The sequence below is a fragment of the Pseudomonas artemisiae genome (assembly GCF_057128685.1).
The window spans coordinates 96,544-113,836 of the sequence record NZ_JBSKHS010000011.1 but is presented as its reverse complement, the minus strand read 5'-3'; the positions used below and the strand labels follow the sequence as shown (position 1 = coordinate 113,836).

General features: G+C 58.5%; 18 protein-coding genes. 3 read left to right on the top strand and 15 right to left on the bottom strand.

Features of this window, described 5'->3' with window-relative positions:
- The first annotated feature begins 58 nt into the window (after nucleotides 1-58).
- A complete protein-coding gene (gene msrA, locus ACWKV4_RS14275) occupies nucleotides 59-565 on the top strand; it encodes a peptide-methionine (S)-S-oxide reductase MsrA (protein ID WP_483832738.1) in 507 nt (168 codons plus the stop codon).
- Nucleotides 566-582: 17 nt separating this feature from the next.
- Here the strand turns inward: msrA and ACWKV4_RS14270 are convergent, their stop codons facing one another.
- Nucleotides 583-1,605, bottom strand: coding sequence for an MsnO8 family LLM class oxidoreductase (locus tag ACWKV4_RS14270; protein ID WP_483832737.1), 1,023 nt, complete (start codon nucleotides 1,603-1,605; stop codon nucleotides 583-585).
- A gap of 54 nt (nucleotides 1,606-1,659) precedes the next feature.
- On the bottom strand, nucleotides 1,660-2,847 hold the full coding sequence (locus tag ACWKV4_RS14265) for an MFS transporter (RefSeq protein ID WP_483832736.1): 1,188 nt from the start codon (nucleotides 2,845-2,847) through the stop codon (nucleotides 1,660-1,662).
- Between the two features lie 104 nt (nucleotides 2,848-2,951).
- Here ACWKV4_RS14265 and ACWKV4_RS14260 point away from each other — a divergent pair, with 104 nt between their 5' ends.
- Together ACWKV4_RS14260 and ACWKV4_RS14255 are read left to right on the top strand one after the other, a co-directional pair.
- Entirely contained in the window at nucleotides 2,952-3,884 is a 933-nt protein-coding gene (locus tag ACWKV4_RS14260) for a LysR family transcriptional regulator (protein WP_483832735.1), read from the top strand.
- A gap of 145 nt (nucleotides 3,885-4,029) precedes the next feature.
- Nucleotides 4,030-4,905 carry an EthD domain-containing protein gene (locus tag ACWKV4_RS14255; RefSeq protein WP_483832734.1) on the top strand — a complete coding sequence of 292 codons (876 nt, stop codon included), beginning with the start codon at nucleotides 4,030-4,032 and terminating at the stop codon, nucleotides 4,903-4,905.
- Between the two features lie 93 nt (nucleotides 4,906-4,998).
- Here the strand turns inward: ACWKV4_RS14255 and glmS are convergent, their stop codons facing one another.
- The 13 genes from glmS to ACWKV4_RS14190 form a co-directional block, all read right to left on the bottom strand.
- On the bottom strand, nucleotides 4,999-6,831 hold the full coding sequence (glmS, locus tag ACWKV4_RS14250; RefSeq protein WP_483832733.1) for a glutamine--fructose-6-phosphate transaminase (isomerizing): 1,833 nt from the start codon (nucleotides 6,829-6,831) through the stop codon (nucleotides 4,999-5,001).
- A 4-nt stretch (nucleotides 6,832-6,835) separates the two neighbouring features.
- A complete protein-coding gene (locus tag ACWKV4_RS14245; RefSeq protein WP_483832732.1) occupies nucleotides 6,836-7,609 on the bottom strand; it encodes a DeoR/GlpR family DNA-binding transcription regulator in 774 nt (257 codons plus the stop codon).
- 83 nt (nucleotides 7,610-7,692) lie between these two features.
- On the bottom strand, nucleotides 7,693-9,057 hold the full coding sequence (gene glmU / locus ACWKV4_RS14240) for a bifunctional UDP-N-acetylglucosamine diphosphorylase/glucosamine-1-phosphate N-acetyltransferase GlmU (protein WP_483832731.1): 1,365 nt from the start codon (nucleotides 9,055-9,057) through the stop codon (nucleotides 7,693-7,695).
- Nucleotides 9,058-9,133: 76 nt separating this feature from the next.
- Nucleotides 9,134-9,559, bottom strand: a complete 426-nt coding sequence (locus tag ACWKV4_RS14235) for a F0F1 ATP synthase subunit epsilon (RefSeq protein WP_483832730.1) — start codon at nucleotides 9,557-9,559, stop codon at nucleotides 9,134-9,136.
- A 43-nt stretch (nucleotides 9,560-9,602) separates the two neighbouring features.
- Nucleotides 9,603-10,979, bottom strand: coding sequence for a F0F1 ATP synthase subunit beta (gene atpD, locus ACWKV4_RS14230; RefSeq protein WP_483832729.1), 1,377 nt, complete (start codon nucleotides 10,977-10,979; stop codon nucleotides 9,603-9,605).
- A 27-nt stretch (nucleotides 10,980-11,006) separates the two neighbouring features.
- Nucleotides 11,007-11,867 (bottom strand): F0F1 ATP synthase subunit gamma, encoded by an 861-nt coding sequence (gene atpG, locus ACWKV4_RS14225; RefSeq protein ID WP_483832728.1) that lies wholly within the window; start codon nucleotides 11,865-11,867, stop codon nucleotides 11,007-11,009.
- A 48-nt stretch (nucleotides 11,868-11,915) separates the two neighbouring features.
- Nucleotides 11,916-13,460 (bottom strand): F0F1 ATP synthase subunit alpha, encoded by a 1,545-nt coding sequence (atpA, locus tag ACWKV4_RS14220; protein WP_483832727.1) that lies wholly within the window; start codon nucleotides 13,458-13,460, stop codon nucleotides 11,916-11,918.
- A gap of 21 nt (nucleotides 13,461-13,481) precedes the next feature.
- Nucleotides 13,482-14,018: a F0F1 ATP synthase subunit delta gene (locus ACWKV4_RS14215; protein WP_483832726.1), complete on the bottom strand. Its 537-nt coding sequence runs from the start codon at nucleotides 14,016-14,018 to the stop codon at nucleotides 13,482-13,484.
- A 12-nt stretch (nucleotides 14,019-14,030) separates the two neighbouring features.
- A complete protein-coding gene (locus tag ACWKV4_RS14210; RefSeq protein ID WP_483832725.1) occupies nucleotides 14,031-14,501 on the bottom strand; it encodes a F0F1 ATP synthase subunit B in 471 nt (156 codons plus the stop codon).
- A gap of 55 nt (nucleotides 14,502-14,556) precedes the next feature.
- Nucleotides 14,557-14,814: a F0F1 ATP synthase subunit C gene (gene atpE / locus ACWKV4_RS14205; protein ID WP_003097235.1), complete on the bottom strand. Its 258-nt coding sequence runs from the start codon at nucleotides 14,812-14,814 to the stop codon at nucleotides 14,557-14,559.
- A gap of 159 nt (nucleotides 14,815-14,973) precedes the next feature.
- Nucleotides 14,974-15,843 carry a F0F1 ATP synthase subunit A gene (gene atpB, locus ACWKV4_RS14200; RefSeq protein ID WP_483832724.1) on the bottom strand — a complete coding sequence of 290 codons (870 nt, stop codon included), beginning with the start codon at nucleotides 15,841-15,843 and terminating at the stop codon, nucleotides 14,974-14,976.
- A 16-nt stretch (nucleotides 15,844-15,859) separates the two neighbouring features.
- Nucleotides 15,860-16,267 (bottom strand): F0F1 ATP synthase subunit I, encoded by a 408-nt coding sequence (locus tag ACWKV4_RS14195; RefSeq protein ID WP_483832723.1) that lies wholly within the window; start codon nucleotides 16,265-16,267, stop codon nucleotides 15,860-15,862.
- 147 nt (nucleotides 16,268-16,414) lie between these two features.
- Nucleotides 16,415-17,287 (bottom strand): ParB/RepB/Spo0J family partition protein, encoded by an 873-nt coding sequence (locus ACWKV4_RS14190; RefSeq protein ID WP_483832722.1) that lies wholly within the window; start codon nucleotides 17,285-17,287, stop codon nucleotides 16,415-16,417.
- Nucleotides 17,288-17,293: the final 6 nt, after the last annotated feature.

Here is a 17,293-nt window from a genome sequence, read left to right as displayed (position 1 = left end):
TACACTAAAGCGCCCTCATAGACTGCTATATCCAACATCCCCAAGGGGTAGAACGACCATGACGACTCAAACCGAAACCGCCCTTCTCGCTGGCGGCTGCTTTTGGGGCATGCAAGACCTCATTCGCCGCTACCCGGGCGTGCAGCAAACGCGCGTAGGCTACACCGGCGGCGAAGTGCCCAACGCCACCTACCGCAATCATGGTAACCATGCCGAAGCCATCGAAATCATCTTCGACCCGGCAGTGATCAGTTATCGGCAAATCCTTGAGTTCTTTTTTCAGATCCACGACCCGAGCACACCCAACCGTCAAGGCAATGACCTGGGCCCCAGCTACCGCTCCGCGATCTATTACTTGAGTGACGAGCAACGTGAGGTGGCTGAAGACACCATCGCCGATGTGAATGCCTCCGGGCTATGGCCTGGCGCTGTGGTAACCGAGTTGGAACCGGCCGGAGCATTCTGGGAGGCGGAGCCTGAACATCAGGATTACCTGGAGCGCATCCCCAACGGCTATACCTGCCACTTCATCCGGCCGAATTGGAAACTGCCAAAGCGAGCCTAAGGCCTGGGCTACCGTTGTCACACTCCGGTAGCAGTAGCCGAGGTGTTCGCGGCTCCCAGCAACTCGACGGCACGCTGCCTGTTTGCTTCACCCGGGATCATGGGAATGATCATGATCTGGTTTGTTTGATAGGCGGCAGCAAGGTGTTCCAGCTGCTTGAACGCCGATGCCGCATCACCGATAACCACCCGCGTGCGGTTGATCGCAATGCGTTCCCGTTCTTCATAGCTATAGCCAGCCGTGTTGATACGTTCTGGTGGCAACAGCGCCTTGGCAGGCGCCATGGACTCCGCCCGCAGCAGCCATTCGTCAAAGCTGAGGGCTAAGGTGTGTGCCTCATCAGTAGTGTTGGCCACCACGGCAAACACCGCAACAATGACGCTCGGCGTAGCGTGCAAGGTCGAGGGCTTGAAGGCTGTACGGTAGTGCTCGGCCGCTCGGATCCCCTGCTCATGATGAGGGTTAATGAAATGCGCGAAGGTAAACCCCAGGCCTTCACTGGCCGTTAGCTCAGCAGTACTGCCACTGGCGCCCAGTACATGAAGTTCGGGAAGCTGCGAAATCTTCGGGAAGGCCTGGATGGCCGAGCCTGAATAATCCTCCTGCGAGCCATCACCGATCAAATAATCCTTGAGCCCTCGCAATTTCACCGAGAATGGCAGTGCGCGGCCCTTCTCGTCATTCAGCGCCTGATTTACCCGCTGATCCGCGCCTGGCGCGCGACCGACGCCGAGGTCGATCCGCCCTGGGTACAGGGCTTCTAGAACCCGCGCCGTTTCCGCGACTTTATAGGCGCTGTAATGGGGCAGCATGATGCCACCCGAACCTATCCGGATAGTCTGCGTGTGCGCAGCGATCTGCATCATCAGCAACTCTGGGTTGCTCCCCGCCTGAACGTAGGATTGGTGGTGTTCCGCTACCCAGTACCGCTCGTAACCTGCCGATTCCGCGGTGCGTGCCAAGCGAGTAGTGGCCCACAAGGCGTTACCGGCCGTGCCGCCCTCATCCACGGGAGAATGGTCCAGTATGCTGAGTCTCATGGCGTTACCTCTACGATAACGGCGGTAGCTCGAACGCAACTACCGCCGATGTGATTATTGGCGGCGCATCATCAGTAAGGCGACGATGATGGCAAGCCCGGCAATAAGGCTGGCAATAACGCCGATCGAGTTCAGGCCGAAGTGGCCGATGCCGATCCCGCCCAAAATCGCCCCCAAGCCTATGCCGGCGTTTGCCGCCGAGATGTTCAGGCTGGCCGCCAAGGCCTGAGCCTGCGCACCGGCCTGCATGACTCGCACCTGGCACACCACGAACAGCGCGGTGTAACCAATGCCCCACGCTGCCAGTGCAATGATCAGCCAAATGTGCTGAGAGGCCAACGGCACGGCCGCAAGCATCCCAAGGCTTACCACCACAAGAAACACCACCATCGCCAACAACGGCTTACGGTCTACCATGCTGCCGCCCAAATGGTTGCCGATCATGCCGACCGCGCCAAAGCCCATCAGCCACCAGCCAACTTGCCCACCCGCGATACCGCCCAGGCGTTCAAGGATGTCGGCCAAGTAGGTGTAAGCCGTGAACAAAGCGGTAAAGCTTAAAACCGACAGCAGCAGATGCGCCAAGAAGCGTGGCTCACGCAAGATCGCCGTTTGCTTTTGGTCAGGGTTTTTAGCACCGGAGCCTGGTAACTTGGGCATTACCACATGCATCAGCACGCCAATAAAGAGCGAAATTGCTGCCAGAATCCAGAAGCTGCCGCGCCAGCCCACGGAATCCGCAGCCAAGGTGCCTAGTGGTACGCCAAATACCAAGGCAGCGGTGATGCCCAGATAAACTCGCCCAACCGCTTTGCCTGACTGCCCAGGCCCTGCAAGCTGCCCAGCCGTCTCGCTGGCAGTACCCCAAAACACGGGTAGCGCCAAGGCAGGAATAAAGCGCGCCAATGCCAACACCCAGATATTGGTAGAAACCGCCGCCAACACGTTGGAGGCAGCGAACACCATCAAAATCAAGGTGAACAGCTTCTTACGCTCTACATGAGCGAGCTTGGCGGTGAGCACCGGCCCGAACAGCATTACCGTAAAGGCGAACAGCGTAACGACCTGGCCCGCCAATGCAATGGAGATGTTCAGCTCACGAGAAAGCGCAGGCAGCAGGCCTACGATCAAGAATTCAGTGGTGACGATGATAAAGGCTGCAACCGCCATGATCAGGATCTGTAGCCCTGACTTGGAGGTTTCGACCGGAGCCGTTAGGCCGCTTGCCGTGGAAAACTGCATAAAACGTACTCCAGAATATTTCCCCTAGATTATTAGAGAAATATCTACCTATCTGAGCTAGTTCCTACACAATGAATGGAAATTAATTCACTAATGGAGTAGCCGTGTTCTCTTCTGAGCGCTTAAAGGGCATCGACGTGTTTGTCATCGTGGCCGACCTGGGTAGCTTTACCGCAGCCGCTGACCGGCTGAACCTGACCAACTCCGCTGTAAGCAAAAGCGTGGCGCGCCTTGAAGGGCGATTGGGGGTGAGGTTGTTTCAGCGTACTACCCGGCGCCTGTCGCTCACCGAAGCAGGCGAGACCTTTTACCGGACCTGCACCGGTGTACTGGCAGACTTGGAAGAAGTCGAAACATCACTCACCTCGACCCACCCCGAGCCTCAAGGCAAGGTGCGTATCGATTTGCCGGCCTCCTATGGGCGCCTCCATGTGTTGCCGTTGATTCTCGAATTCATGAAGCAGTATCCACGGCTGTCTCCGCATATCTCGTTCGCGGACCGCTATGTGGACCCCGTACACGAAGGCATCGACATCGTTGTAAGGATCGGGGGCTCGGATGCCTGGCCAGCGGCAGTGGGCCACCAGTTTCTCGGCAATCCCAAGCTGATTTTCTGCGCCTCACCCGACTACCTTCGGCAATACGGGCAGCCTGAGTCGGAGGCGGACCTGGACGGCCATTTGTGCGTGGGTTATGGGCAGAATGACGGCATGGCAATCCCCTGGTTTTTCAAAGGCCGCCAAAAGGGCGAGATGGAGCGCAGGATCATGCACCCGCACATTGCAGTGGGTGATGGCGAAGGTGAAGTAATGGCGGTATTGGCCGGCATGGGTATCGCCCAATTACCGACCTGGTTGGTGCAGGCGCACCTGGATAGCGGGCGTTTGGTAGAGGTGCTGCCCCACCTGGCTACACCCGGCCTTCCCATCAATTTGCTGTGGCTCAAGAGCCGGGAGGCGCTGCCAAAAATCAGTGGATTGATCGCTTATCTGGGGGAAAATCTTACCCCTTCCGGCCGGCCCCCTGCTCCACTGTGAGAGGCAAAAATGCCCTGGCCGGTATCGCTAATACCTCGTGCACTCGTCTTGACCTGCACGGCTATGGGCGTAATAAAAACTTGAACGCCCGTGCCAGGTGGTTGCTCTCACTTGTTTCAAGAACCATTCTGAGAGGGCATCACCCGTGATCGAGATCAACAGTTACACCACCGTAAAACGACGGGCGCGCGTTCCGCATGAGATCTTCGCAACCTACTGGCGTGACGTGCACGGCCCGCTCTGCTCTCGCCTCCCCGGCCTTGGGTTATACATCCAACACCACTTCTCCAGGGCTCAGGATGCACACCTCTGGCCGCTAGCCGATGGCATTACCGAGATCGCTGACTACGAACTCGACGGCGGCGTGGAAATCGGTTTTGCCAACGCCAGCGACCAAAAGCGCTTCCAGGACGCGAGCCCGATTCTGTTCTCGGACGAACAAAACATGTTCGACGAAACCCTGGCGTATGACTTGCCGAACGGTTCTGCCACGGTCGTAAACACGTTAAGTGATCAAACCTTCAACGGCACCGACCGTATGGACCGCATTCACATCCACTTCAGCCCGCGCAACAGCCTTGAGCAGTTGAACGACTACCTGGCCAATGATCTGGCAAATGCCTTACGCCAGTCGGAAGCGGTGCTAAAGCTTCGCCTGCATTTGGGCATACCCTTCAACAACGATGGCATGCATCCGCCCGCGCCCAACGTTGCTCACTTCGCCAACCCCGCCCGTGCCGAGTTGGCCATGATGGAAATCGCCTTCGAAACCCCATTGGCCAGGCGCCAGTTCTTCGAAAGCCAGGCGTTCCAAGACACCCTCAACGGCCAGGCTGAACAGGTGGCCCAGCTCAAGGCATTTGCGGTGTCGGGGCTGTATACCTACGTGAACGAAGGGCAGCTCACCACCGCCGGGTTGCGCGGCAGCCGGGCGGCGGAATTGATTGATTATTTGGGGGCGGTTAACCAGCGCAAGGACGATGTTGAGCAGTTGATGTTGAAGGGCGCTTTGGCTAAGTGAGTTGGGACGAGTAGATTCTGCAGGGATGCAGATGTTCAAGCGAAGTTGGTCCTTCCTTGCCGATAGTTGGCAAACAAGGACCCTTCCCACCTCTCACTCCACCGTAACCGACTTAGCCAAGTTACGCGGCTGGTCCACATCGGTGCCTTTGAGCACCGCCACATAGTACGAAAGCAACTGCAATGGCACGGTATAGAGGATGGGGGCCAGGGCGTCGCTGACGTGAGGCATGGCAACTACCGTGGTGCCGGGGCCGTTGCTTAATTGGGCTTGTTCGTCCGCGAACACGACCAGTTCGCCGCCGCGGGCGCGAACTTCTTGCAGGTTGGACTTGAGCTTTTCCAGCAAGGCGTTGTTCGGCGCTACGGTGACTACCGGCATGTCGGCGTCTACCAGGGCCAGAGGGCCATGCTTGAGTTCGCCTGCGGGGTAGGCTTCAGCGTGGATGTAGGAAATTTCCTTGAGTTTCAAGGCGCCTTCCATGGCCACGGGGAATTGGGCGCCACGACCGAGGAACAGGGTATGGTGTTTCTCAGCGAATAGCTCTGCTACTTTTTCCACGGCGGCATCCATGGCCAGGGCTTCGCCCAGGCGTACGGGCAAGCGGCGCAGTTCTTCTACCAGGTGGGCTTCGCTACCGGGTTCCAGCGTTCCTTGAGTTTGCCCTAGGGCCAGCGTCAGCAGCATCAGGCCCACCAATTGGGTGGTAAAGGCTTTGGTGGAGGCCACGCCGATCTCAGGCCCGGCTTGGGTCAGCAGGGTAAGGTCAGACTCGCGCACCAGGGAGCTGATGCCCACGTTACAGATGGCCAAACTGCCTACGAAGCCCAAGGCCTTGGCATAACGCAGCGCGGCCAGGGTGTCTGCGGTTTCACCGGATTGGGAGATGGTCACGAACAGGGTGCCGTCCGGTACCACCACCTTGCGGTAGCGGAATTCACTGGCTACCTCCACCTGGCAGGGAATGCCGGCCAGGCCTTCGAGCCAATAGCGAGCGACCATGCCGGCATGGTAACTGGTGCCACAGGCGACAATCTGTACATTACGTACGCGCTTGAACAGCGCTGGCGCCCCAGGCCCAAAGGCTTCGACCAATACCTGCTCATTGCCCAAACGGCCTTCGAGGGTACGTTGCACTACCTTGGGTTGCTCATGGATTTCTTTAAGCATGAAGTGGCGGTATTCGCCTTTGTCCGCGGCTTCGGCGCCTTCGTGATATTGCACCGCTTCGCGCTCGACCGGTTCACCGCTCTGGGCCCATATCTGGATGTTGTCCTGGCGGATCTGGGCGATGTCGCCCTCCTCCAGGTACATAAAGCGGTCGGTGACCTGGCGCAGCGCGAGCTGGTCGGACGCCAGGAAGTTTTCCCCAAGGCCCAGGCCGATTACCAGGGGGCTGCCGCTGCGAGCGGCGACCAGCGTGTCCGGTTCGGTGAGGCTGATGGCAGCCAAGCCGTACGCGCCGTGGAGCTGGCGAACGGCGGAACGTAATGCTTCTATCAGGCTACCGCCGGTTTGCAGTTCCCGGTGCAGCAGGTGGGCGATCACTTCGGTATCGGTGTCCGAGGTGAATACATAGCCCTGAGCAGTCAGCGCGGCGCGCAGGGCTTCATGGTTTTCGATGATACCGTTATGGACAACCGCAAGGTTGCCGGAGAAATGCGGGTGCGCATTGCGTTCGTTAGGCGCGCCATGGGTGGCCCAACGGGTATGGGCAATGCCCAAGCGGCCGGTTATAGGCGCTTGCTGCAGCAGGGCTTCAAGCTCGCTTACCTTGCCGGAACGACGGCGCCGTTCCAGGCTGCCGGTGTTGGTCACCAGGGCCACGCCTGCGCTGTCGTAGCCCCGGTATTCCAGGCGCTTGAGGCCCTCGATCAGAATCGGGGAAATGTTACGTTCAGCGATAGCGCCAACGATGCCGCACATAGGTTCACTCCTGGCTAGGGGCCACGCAGATCAGCCGAACGCCGCGTGCCTGAATGAGATCGCGTGCCTCAGTGGGCAGGCGATCGTCGGTGATAAGGGTATGGATGCTGCCCCAAGGCAACTCCAGATTGGGAATGCGACGGCCGAGCTTGTCTGCTTCGGCTACTACGATCACTTCTCGGGCCGCTTCAGCCATTACGCGACTTAGCCCGAGCAGCTCATTGAAGGTGGTGGTGCCACGGTCTAGGTCCAGGCCGTCCGCACCGATGAACAGCTGGTCAAAATCGTAGGAGCGCAGCACCTGTTCGGCGACTTGCCCTTGGAAGGATTCTGAGTGTGGGTCCCAGGTACCGCCGGTCATCAGCAGTACGGGCTCAGGCTCGAGCTCTCTGATGGCCGTGGCGACTTGTAGGGAGTTAGTCATCACCACCAAGCCAGGCTGTTTGCCCAGGTGCGGGATCATCGCGGCAGTGGTGCTGCCGCTGTCGATAATGATACGAGCGTGTTCTTTGATCAGCGACACAGCCGTTTTAGCAATGGCTAGCTTATGAACCGAAACTTTTTGGCCGGTGTCGGCAATGAATTCTTGGGGTACGGGAACAGCCCCACCATAGCGACGTAATAACAAACCGTTGGCCTCCAAGGCACTCAGGTCCTTGCGAACCGTCACCTCGGAGGTTTGAAAGTGCTTGGCCAGGGCATCAACGGTAACCTCGCCCTGCTCTTGGAGCAACGCGAGGATCAAATGCCGACGCTGGGGCGTGTTACGTTTCGTCATGGGGCTTAAAGCTTTCGTTTCGAAAGTTAATGCGCGCATTCAACGTTCAAAATGATGGTCTGTCAACCCATGACCTTGGTAGCTTAGGTTTTTTTCTTCACTGGGCGCTTCCAGCCTTCGATATTGCGCTGGCGGCCTCGCGCTACACCCAACTGCTCGGCGGGGATGTTCGTGGTGATAGTGGACCCCGCCGCGGTAGTTGCGCCGTCGCCAATACTGACTGGGGCCACCAACGCACTGTTGGAACCGATAAACACATCCTCACCCAACTCGGTCCGCCATTTGTTGGCGCCATCGTAGTTGCAGGTAATGGTGCCAGCGCCGATGTTGGTACGCGCGCCTATGGCGGCGTCCCCTAAATAGCTCAAGTGGCCAGCCTTTGCCCCTGGGCCCATGTGGGCGTTTTTCAGTTCAACGAAGTTACCCACATGGGCTTTTTCCCCCAGCACGGTACCTGGGCGCAAGCGCGCGAACGGGCCGGCATCGGCACCCTCCCCAACCGTCGCGCCTTCCAGGTGCGTGAACGGTTTGATGATTGCCCCACGCTTAAGCACGGAATCCCGGATGACCACGTTGGCGCCGATTTGAACGTCGTTTTCGATTACTACCCGGCCTTCCAGCACCACGTTCACATCGATCAGCACATCACGGCCTGCGATGACCTCTCCGCGCACATCCAGGCGGGCCGGGTCTCGCAGGGTCACACCTGCAGCCATCAGGCGCTCGGCCTCGCGCTGCTGGTAGTAGCGTTCCAACTGGGCCAATTGACGGCGGTCATTGGCGCCCTGGACTTCCATGGGTTCGGCAGCGGTTTCGGTCACCACGTCTAAACCGTCGGCCACGGCCATGGCGATAATATCGGTCAGGTAATACTCGCCCTGAACGTTGTTGTTTGACAGCCGCGCCATCCAGCCTGCCAGTGCCTCAGTGGGCACCGCCAGAATGCCGGTATTGCCTTCACGCACCTGCCGCTGTGCATCAGTGGCATCTTTATGTTCGACGATGGCTTCGACCTTGCCTTGCTCGTTGCGAATGATCCTCCCGTAACCAGTAGGGTCGGCTAGCTCGACGGTCAGCAAGGCAACTTGAGTATTGCTTGCCTTGGCCAGCAGGGCTTGCAAGGTCGCGGGCTGAATCAGCGGAACGTCGCCGTAGAGCACCAGCGTGGTTGCCGACGCCAAGCCTGGCTGAGCCTGGGCAACGGCATGACCCGTGCCCAGTTGCTGATCCTGCAGTACGAAGTGGATATCTTCAGCCTTGAATGCTTCCCGTACTTTTTCTGCCCCATGGCCGATCACCACATGAATACCCACAGGCGACAGTTCGCGCGCGCTGTGGATAACATGCCCAAGCATGGAACGCCCGGCTACGGGGTGAAGCACCTTGGGTAGAGAAGAACGCATGCGCGTGCCTTGGCCGGCCGCGAGAATGACGATATCGAGAGACATGGATGCCTTGGGGATAAAAAAGAAAAAGGGTAGCCGAGGCTACCCTTTAACTCAATCGCGAAGAAAAACGATGAAGTTATCCACCGTACTTTTTGCGGATCTGTTGCACGGTACGAAGCTGAGCAGCAGCTTCGGCCAAGCGCGCCGCGGCTGCGCTGTAGTCGAAATCCGAACCCTGTTCGTGCAGTGCCTTTTCGGCTGCCTTCAAGGCTTCCTGAGCAGAGGCTTCATCAAGGTCGGCGGCGCGACGCACGGTATCGGCCAAGACCTTTACCACGTTCGGCTGCACTTCAAGGAAGCCACCGGAGATGTAGAACACCTCGGCTTCGCCACCTTGCTTGATCAAGCGAATCGGACCGGGTTTCAGGTCCGTGAGCAATGGCGCGTGGCCCGGGGAGATACCAAGATCACCCAGGTTGCCGTGCGCGATCACCATCTCTACCAGGCCGGAGAAAATTTCCCCTTCCGCGCTGACGATATCGCAATGGACAGTCATAGCCATCTACTTGCCTCAACCTTGAAGCGCCCGTTGCCGGGCGCCGGGATTACAGTTTCTTGGCCTTCTCGATCGCTTCTTCGATGCCGCCAACCATGTAGAACGCCTGTTCTGGCAGGTGGTCGTAGTCACCGTTGAGGATGCCTTTGAAGCCTGCGATGGTGTCTTTCAGGGAAACGTATTTACCCGAAGCACCGGTGAAGACTTCAGCAACGAAGAACGGCTGGGACAGGAAGCGCTGGATTTTCCGTGCACGGGAAACCAGTTGCTTGTCCGTTTCCGACAGCTCGTCCATACCGAGGATGGCGATGATGTCCTTCAGTTCTTTGTAACGCTGCAACACATACTGAACGCCGCGAGCGGTGTCGTAGTGTTCCTGGCCAATGACCAGAGGATCCAGCTGGCGAGAGGTGGAGTCCAGAGGGTCAACCGCAGGGTAGATACCCAGCGAGGCAATGTCGCGGGACAGTACCACGGTCGCGTCAAGGTGAGCGAAGGTGGTGGCTGGCGACGGGTCGGTCAGGTCGTCCGCGGGAACGTATACAGCCTGGATCGAGGTGATCGAGCCATTCTTGGTGGAAGTGATGCGCTCTTGAAGCACGCCCATTTCTTCCGCCAGGGTCGGCTGATAACCTACCGCCGATGGCATACGGCCCAACAGCGCGGATACTTCGGTACCGGCCAAGGTGTAACGATAGATGTTGTCGACGAACAGCAGAACGTCGTTACCTTCGTCACGGAATTTCTCGGCCATGGTCAAACCGGTCAGCGCAACGCGCAGGCGGTTTCCTGGTGGCTCGTTCATCTGGCCGTAGACCAAGGCTACTTTGTCCAGAACGTTGGAGTCTTTCATCTCGTGGTAGAAGTCGTTCCCTTCACGGGTACGCTCGCCCACGCCGGCGAACACGGAGTAACCACTGTGCTCGATGGCGATGTTACGGATGAGTTCCATCATATTTACGGTCTTGCCCACGCCGGCACCGCCGAACAGGCCAACCTTACCGCCTTTGGCGAACGGGCATACCAGGTCGATAACCTTGATACCGGTTTCCAGCAGTTCGTTGCCGCCAGCTTGGTCAGCGAACGATGGAGCAGCGCGGTGGATGGTCCAACGCTCTTCTTCACCGATCGGACCAGCTTCGTCGATGGGGTTGCCCAGCACATCCATGATACGGCCCAGGGTAGCTTTACCCACGGGTACCGCAATGGCCGCGTTAGTATCGACCACGTCCAGGCCACGCTTGAGGCCCTCGGTCGAACCCATCGCAATGGTACGTACCACGCCGTCGCCCAGCTGCTGCTGAACTTCCAGGGTAGTTTCAGCGCCTTGAACCTTCAGGGCGTTGTAGATGCTCGGTACGCTGTCGCGTGGAAATTCCACGTCGATAACGGCGCCGATGATTTGAACGATACGTCCGCTACTCATAGCTGGATCCTCTGAATATTTGAACCGTTAAACCGCGGCAGCGCCGCCGACGATTTCCGAGATCTCTTGGGTGATCGCAGCCTGACGCGCCTTGTTGTAGACCAGTTGCAATTCGCTGATCAAATCACCGGCGTTATCGGTGGCGTTCTTCATTGCGATCATCCGCGCCGCTTGCTCAGAAGCGTTGTTCTCCACCACTGCCTGGTATACCTGCGACTCCACGTAACGCACCATCAGGCCGTCAAGCAGCTCTTTGGCGTCGGGTTCGTACAGGTAATCCCAGTGATGCGTGAGCGCTTGATCCGGGGTTGCAACCAACGGTACCAACTGCTCCACCGTGGGCTTTTGCACCATGGTGTTCACGAACTTGTTGGACGCTACGCACAGGCGGTCGATACGGCCCTCTAGGTACGCATCGAGCATCACCTTGACGCTGCCGATCAGGTCGTTGATCGACGGCTCTTCACCCAGGTGGCTGATGGCCGCGACCACATTGCCACCGAAGCTGCGGAAGAACGAAGCGCCTTTGCTACCTACCACGCACAGGTCGATTTCCACGCCCTGGTCACGGTTGGCAGCCATGTCTTTGACCAGTGCCTTGAACAGGTTGGTGTTCAAGCCGCCGCACAACCCACGATCACTGCTCACCACGATGTAGCCGACGCGCTTGACGTCGCGTTCTATCATGAAGGCGTGGCGATATTCGGGGTTGGCATTGGCCAGATGACCGATTACCTGGCGGATGTGGTCCGCATAGGGGCGGCTAGCTGCCATGCGCTGTTGTGCCTTGCGCATTTTGCTGACCGCCACCTTTTCCATGGCGCTGGTAATTTTTTGCGTGCTTTTGATGCTCGCAATCTTGCCGCGAATCTCTTTTGCGCCTGCCATGTTTCACCTATCAGGTTAGCAAGCGGGGGCCTAAGCCCCCGCTGCGGCTTACCAGGTCTGGGTGGCCTTGAACTTCTCGATGCCCGCCTTGATACCGGCGTCGATCTCGTCGTTGAAGTCGCCCTTCACGTTGATCTTCGCCAACAGGTCGGCGTGATCGCGGTTGAAGTAAGCAATGAGCGCCTGCTCGAAGCTGCCGATCTTCGGGATTTCCACGTCAGTGAGGAAACCGCGCTCAGCGGCGTACAGGGACAATGCCATCTCAGCGATGGACATGGGCGCGTACTGCTTCTGCTTCATCAGCTCGGTTACGCGCTGACCATGCTCAAGTTGCTTACGGGTCGCTTCGTCCAGGTCGGAAGCGAACTGCGCGAACGCAGCCAGTTCACGGTACTGGGCCAGCGCGGTACGAATACCACCGGACAGCTTCTTGATGATCTTGGTCTGAGCGGCACCCCCTACACGGGATACCGACACACCGGCGTTCACTGCCGGGCGGATGCCGGAGTTGAACATGCCCGATTCCAGGAAGATCTGGCCGTCGGTGATCGAGATCACGTTGGTCGGTACGAACGCCGAAACGTCACCCGCCTGGGTTTCGATCAGCGGCAGCGCGGTCAGCGAGCCGGTTTTCCCAGTCACGGCGCCATTGGTGAACTTCTCTACGTACTCTTCGGAAACGCGCGATGCACGCTCCAGCAAGCGGGAGTGGAGATAGAACACGTCACCTGGGTAAGCTTCGCGCCCTGGTGGACGGCGCAGCAGCAGGGAGATCTGACGGTAGGCCACGGCCTGCTTGGACAGGTCATCGTAAACGATCAGAGCATCTTCACCGCGGTCGCGGAAGAACTCGCCCATGGTGCAGCCCGAGTAAGGCGCCAGGTACTGCAACGCGGCCGATTCGGACGCCGAAGCAGCAACGATGATGGTGTTGGCCAGTGCGCCATGTTCTTCGAGCTTGCGCACGATGTTGGCGATGGTGGACTGCTTCTGACCGATAGCCACATACACACAGAAGACACCGCTGTTCTTCTGGTTGATGATGGCGTCGATGGCCATGGCGGTCTTACCGATCTGACGGTCACCGATGATCAGCTCGCGCTGGCCACGGCCGACTGGAATCATGGCGTCGACTGCCTTGTAGCCGGTCTGCAGAGGCTGATCGACGGATTTACGCCAGATCACGCCCGGTGCGACTTTCTCGACCGCGTCGGTTTCGGTGTGGCCCAAAGGCCCTTTGCCGTCGACAGGGTTGCCCAAGGCGTCGACTACGCGGCCCAGCAGTGCCTTACCAACCGGCACTTCCAGGATACGGCCGGTGCACTTGGCGCTCATGCCTTCAGCCAGGGTGTTGTAGGGGCCCAATACTACGGCGCCTACAGAGTCCTGCTCCAGGTTCAGTGCCATACCGAACACGCCACCTGGGAATTCGATCATCTCGCCGTACATGACGTCGGTCAGACCGTGGATCCGCACGATACCGTCAGAGACGCTGACGACGGTACCTTCGTTGCGGGCCTGAGAGGTGACATCGAGTTGTTCGATGCGCCCCTTGATGATTTCGCTAATTTCGGACGGATTGAGTTGCTGCATTGCTCTGCTGCCCCTTCAAACTCAAGATTTCAGTGCTTCGGCAAGCTGCGCGATTTTCCCGCGCACCGAGCCATCGATTACCAGGTCACCGGCGCGGATAACGACACCACCGATCAGGCTGGCATCCTCCGCAGCGTGCAGTCGCACTTCCCGGCCGAGCCGTGCACTGAGAACCTTGGCGAGTTTGTCTTGCTGTTCTTGGTTCAATGCGAAGGCACTGGTGACTTCCACATCCACGGATTTTTCCTGTTCGGCCTTGTACAGGTCGAACAGCGCCGAGATCTCCGGCAACAGCTGGAGACGGTCGTTTTCCGCGGCAACGTGAATGAAATTACGTGCCTGTACATCAAACTTGTCACCGCATACCTGAATAAAGGCTGCGGCCTTTTCTGCGCTCGTCAGTCGCGGGGCCTTGAGCAATTGCCGCATGGTGTCGTCTTCCGACACCGTTGCAGCCAGGCCGAGCATGGCTGACCAATTGGCCAGTTGCTGGTGGGCCTGGGCATGCTCGAAGGCCGCCTTGGCGTAAGGTCGGGCCAACGTGGTCAGTTCTGCCATGATCGCCCTCGCTTAAATTTCAGCTGCCAGTTTATTGACCAGCTCCGCGTGCGCGTTTTGATCAACGGAAGATCCGAGAATCTTCTCGGCGCCAGTTACAGCCAGCAGGCCCACTTGGGCACGCAAGGCATCCTTGGCGCTGTTGAGTTCCTGCTCGATCTCCGCCGAAGCCTGTGCCTTCACACGGTCAGCTTCGACACGGGCCTGTTCACGGGCTTCGTCGACAATCTGGGTACCGCGTTTCTTCGCCTGCTCGATGATCTCGGCAGCCTGTGCCTTGGCATCACGCAGTTGTTGACCCGCTTTATCTTGGGCCAGTTCCAGGTCGCGAGCCGCACGGCTGGCAGCGTCCAGGCCGTCAGCGATCTTCTTCTGGCGTTCCTGCAGAGCCGCGATGACCGGAGGCCATACGAACTTCATGCAGAACCACACGAAAATGAAGAACGCAACGGACTGGCCTATCAGGGTTGCATTAATGTTCACGCCAACACCTCGCTCGTTCGTTGTACATCACACCACTCACTCGAAAAGGGAGTGATCAGCCGGCGATCTGACCAACGAAGGGGTTCGCGAAGGTGAAGAACAAAGCGATACCAACACCGATCATGGTTACGGCGTCGAGCAGGCCAGCGACGATGAACATCTTGACTTGCAGCATCGGAACCATTTCTGGTTGGCGAGCAGCGCCTTCCAGGAACTTGCCACCCAGCAGGCCGAAGCCTATAGCGGTACCCAGTGCGCCCAGGCCGATCAGCAGAGCAACAGCGATAGCGGTCAGACCAACTACAGTTTCCATCTTTCCTCCCGACTTTTTACGTCGTATTGGTTAGGTTTTCTTAGGTTTAAAGCAGTAAAGCAAAGTATCAGGAGCCGTCTCGGCACATGCCGGGGTGCGGCCCTCTCCCCCGGAAGCCTTCAGGCGACCGGAGAAGATATAAGACGCGCCAGACGAGCCTTAATGGTTATCTTCGTGCGCCATCGACAGGTAGACGATGGTCAGCATCATGAAGATGAACGCTTGCAGGGTGATGATCAGGATGTGGAATACCGCCCACGCCCACTGCAGCACCACACCCAGGCCACTGAGCCAGAGCAGGCCGCTACCGAACATCACCGCGATCAGGATGAACACCAACTCGCCGGCATACATGTTGCCGAACAACCGCAGTGCCAAGGAAATTGGCTTGGCGATCAAGGTGACGAATTCGAGCAGGAAGTTGACCGGGATCAGGAGGATCTGTACGGCAGTATTCTTGCTGCTGAACGGATGCAGGGTCAGCTCGCCGATGAACCCACCCAGGCCCTTGACCTTGATGCTGTAGAAGATGATCAGCGCGAAGACCGACAGGGCCATGCCCAAGGTCGCGTTCGGGTCTGTGGTAGACACGGCGCGGAAGGCGATTTCATGGTTGCCCGACAGCTTGGCGGCGATCTGTGGAATCCAATCCACCGGGATCAGGTCGATGGCGTTCATCAGGAACACCCAGGCGAAGATCGTCAGAGCCAACGGCGCAATCACGGCACTACGGCCATGGAAGCTGTCTTTCACGCTACCGTCGACGAATTCCACCAACACTTCGACGAAGTTTTGCAGGCCACCGGGTTGCCCTGACGTCGCCTTGCCCGCCGCGAGGCGGAACAACAAGACGAAGATCAAGCCGAGTGCCACGGACCAGCCGAGGGTATCGAGGTGGAAAGCCCAGAAGCCCATTGCCTTGGCTTCGGCGGCACTGTGGGCAAGGCCCCAGCTGCCGTCGGCCAGCTTGCCGAAGGTAAGGTTCTGAAGGTGGTGCTGTATATAGCCCGAAGCGGTTTCTGCTGCCATGGTTGCCTCAAACGCCCTAAGGTCTCGAAAATCTTGTTTTCATTAGCAGGGGTGCGAACCAATTGACCAACTGGGTCAAGAAGAACACGCCAAATAGCGCCAATGGCGCCAGTGGCTTTACCCCTACGAACGCCAGTGCGAACAGCACTGCCGTTAAAATCAGTTTGCCCGCCTCGCCGGCATAGAACGACCGGACGATGGCTTGTGCCGCTCGGGCTCCGCTAAAGCGAAAAGCCTTCGAGGCGAAATATATATTTGGCAACCAGCCAATCAGGCCCCCTATCAAGCCTGAATACCCACTAACCGCGCCGTGCCACTGCCAGAGCACCAAGGCCGCCACCAGCACTACGGCCAATTGGGCCAGCAGAACGGGGAACACTGGCCAGTGATGGAAGGGCATGCGGTTTGGCGTGCGGGTTTCCATCGATTTGCTCCTAGGGGTCGGCCGGCCGTACAACCACGACTTGGCATAAAATGTGCCGACAAAATGCGCGCAGAGTATAGGGGCGGTTCAGCCCCCGTTCAACTACCGAGGGCGCTTTTCCGACTGGCCGCTGAAAACTCAATTGTTTCAGCGAATGTGGGCGAGAACCCCCTGCAACTCATCCAGTGAGCTGTAGCGAATGACTAGCTGCCCTTTGCCCTTCTGCCCATGGCGTATCTGCACTGGAGAGCCCAGCCGCTCTGCCAGGCGCTGTTCCAGCCGAAGGATATCCGGGTCGGCGACGGGGGCGGTTTCAGACCGCTCGGTGGTGTTCAACCATTGGCGAACCAATGCTTCGGTTTGGCGCACGGTCAGGCCACGTGCGACAACATGTCGCGCGCCCTCAAGCTGTTTTTCTTCTGGTAGGCCAAGCAAAGCTCGCGCATGGCCCATCTCCAGGTCGCCGTGGGCCAGCATGGTTTTGATGCCTTCAGGCAAGGTAATCAGCCTGAGCAGGTTAGTGACCGTCGCCCGGGACTTACCTACGGCTTCGGCTACCTGCTGCTGGGTTAGCTGAAACTCTTGCTGCAAACGCTGCAAGGCAATGGCTTCTTCCAGAGGGTTGAGGTCTTCACGCTGAATGTTTTCGATCAAGGCCATGGCGATGGCGGTTTCGTCCGGCACTTCGCGGACCATGGCCGGGATACGTTCCTGGCCGGCCTGCTGGCTGGCACGCCAACGCCGTTCGCCTGCAATGATTTCGTAACGCCCCTCACCGATAGGCCGCACCACGATAGGCTGCATCACGCCCTGCGCCCGGATGGACTGAGCCAGTTCCTCAAGCGCTTGTGGGTCCATATCGCGCCGTGGCTGGTATTTGCCTCGCTGGATGATATCCAAGGGCAAATACTGCAGCTCTTTTTCGTTGAGCCTAACGGCCTGCGCTTCGAGCGCGGACGCGGTTGGGCCGCTCAGCAGCGCATCGAGCCCCCGACCGAGCCCTCGTTTCTTCACAGCCATTGGGTT

Excerpts from the sequence above, each read along its gene's own strand:
- msrA (WP_483832738.1), top strand. The coding sequence starts at position 59 with ATGACGACTCAAACCGAAACCGCCCTTCTCGCTGGCGGCTGCTTTTGG.
- ACWKV4_RS14270 (WP_483832737.1), bottom strand. The coding sequence starts at position 1,605 with ATGAGACTCAGCATACTGGACCATTCTCCCGTGGATGAGGGCGGCACG.
- ACWKV4_RS14265 (WP_483832736.1), bottom strand. The coding sequence starts at position 2,847 with ATGCAGTTTTCCACGGCAAGCGGCCTAACGGCTCCGGTCGAAACCTCC.
- glmS (WP_483832733.1), bottom strand. The coding sequence starts at position 6,831 with ATGTGCGGCATCGTTGGCGCTATCGCTGAACGTAACATTTCCCCGATT.
- ACWKV4_RS14245 (WP_483832732.1), bottom strand. The coding sequence starts at position 7,609 with ATGACGAAACGTAACACGCCCCAGCGTCGGCATTTGATCCTCGCGTTG.
- glmU (WP_483832731.1), bottom strand. The coding sequence starts at position 9,057 with ATGTCTCTCGATATCGTCATTCTCGCGGCCGGCCAAGGCACGCGCATG.
- ACWKV4_RS14235 (WP_483832730.1), bottom strand. The coding sequence starts at position 9,559 with ATGGCTATGACTGTCCATTGCGATATCGTCAGCGCGGAAGGGGAAATT.
- atpD (WP_483832729.1), bottom strand. The coding sequence starts at position 10,979 with ATGAGTAGCGGACGTATCGTTCAAATCATCGGCGCCGTTATCGACGTG.
- atpG (WP_483832728.1), bottom strand. The coding sequence starts at position 11,867 with ATGGCAGGCGCAAAAGAGATTCGCGGCAAGATTGCGAGCATCAAAAGC.
- atpA (WP_483832727.1), bottom strand. The coding sequence starts at position 13,460 with ATGCAGCAACTCAATCCGTCCGAAATTAGCGAAATCATCAAGGGGCGC.
- ACWKV4_RS14215 (WP_483832726.1), bottom strand. The coding sequence starts at position 14,018 with ATGGCAGAACTGACCACGTTGGCCCGACCTTACGCCAAGGCGGCCTTC.
- atpE (WP_003097235.1), bottom strand. The coding sequence starts at position 14,814 with ATGGAAACTGTAGTTGGTCTGACCGCTATCGCTGTTGCTCTGCTGATC.
- atpB (WP_483832724.1), bottom strand. The coding sequence starts at position 15,843 with ATGGCAGCAGAAACCGCTTCGGGCTATATACAGCACCACCTTCAGAAC.
- ACWKV4_RS14195 (WP_483832723.1), bottom strand. The coding sequence starts at position 16,267 with ATGGAAACCCGCACGCCAAACCGCATGCCCTTCCATCACTGGCCAGTG.
- ACWKV4_RS14190 (WP_483832722.1), bottom strand. The coding sequence starts at position 17,287 with ATGGCTGTGAAGAAACGAGGGCTCGGTCGGGGGCTCGATGCGCTGCTG.